Genomic DNA, 425 nt, shown 5'->3' with positions numbered 1-425 from the left:
GCCCTGCACGGACTGAAGTGGCCCCGAACGCGGCGCGAGCCGCAGTTCGTGCACGCTGCGGCGCACTGGCTCGGTGTAACGGTAGACCGTCTTGTGGTGGATCTTGTATTTCACGATAAGGCACGCGCCGCGGCGACCGGTGCCCGGCCCGCCACCCGCCCGATCCGGCAACGGTGTGGCGTTCCCGGCACCTCGTCAGGCAGCCAGCGGGACGAGGAAGTCCCGGCTGATGCCGTTGCCGAGATCGCCAATGCGCTCCAGGAAGCTGGTCAGGTAGGCGTGCAGGCCAACGGCGAAGATGTCGTCGATGCGCGCGTATTTCAGGTCGGCGTGGAGTTTACCAGCCTGGCGCTCCGTCTCCGACGACTGCTGGTTGGCCACCACCGCGAGAATGGCGACCACCTCGTCCATGCTCGACACCAGCG

At 67.1% G+C, this 425-nt stretch carries 2 protein-coding genes; both read right to left on the bottom strand.

All coding sequences use genetic code 11. The features are described 5' to 3' along the window. Positions 1-114 (bottom strand): transglutaminase N-terminal domain-containing protein (locus tag AC1DCP_RS26525; RefSeq protein WP_476774890.1); only part of this gene is annotated, 114 nt, incomplete at its 3' end. A gap of 81 nt (positions 115-195) precedes the next feature. Beyond that, positions 196-425 (bottom strand): alpha-E domain-containing protein (locus AC1DCP_RS26520; RefSeq protein ID WP_476774889.1); only part of this gene is annotated, 230 nt, incomplete at its 5' end.

The sequence above is a fragment of the Agrobacterium sp. 10T429 genome (assembly GCF_056393925.1).
The sequence above is the reverse complement of the archived record's forward strand: the minus strand, read 5'-3'. Positions and strand labels throughout refer to the sequence as shown.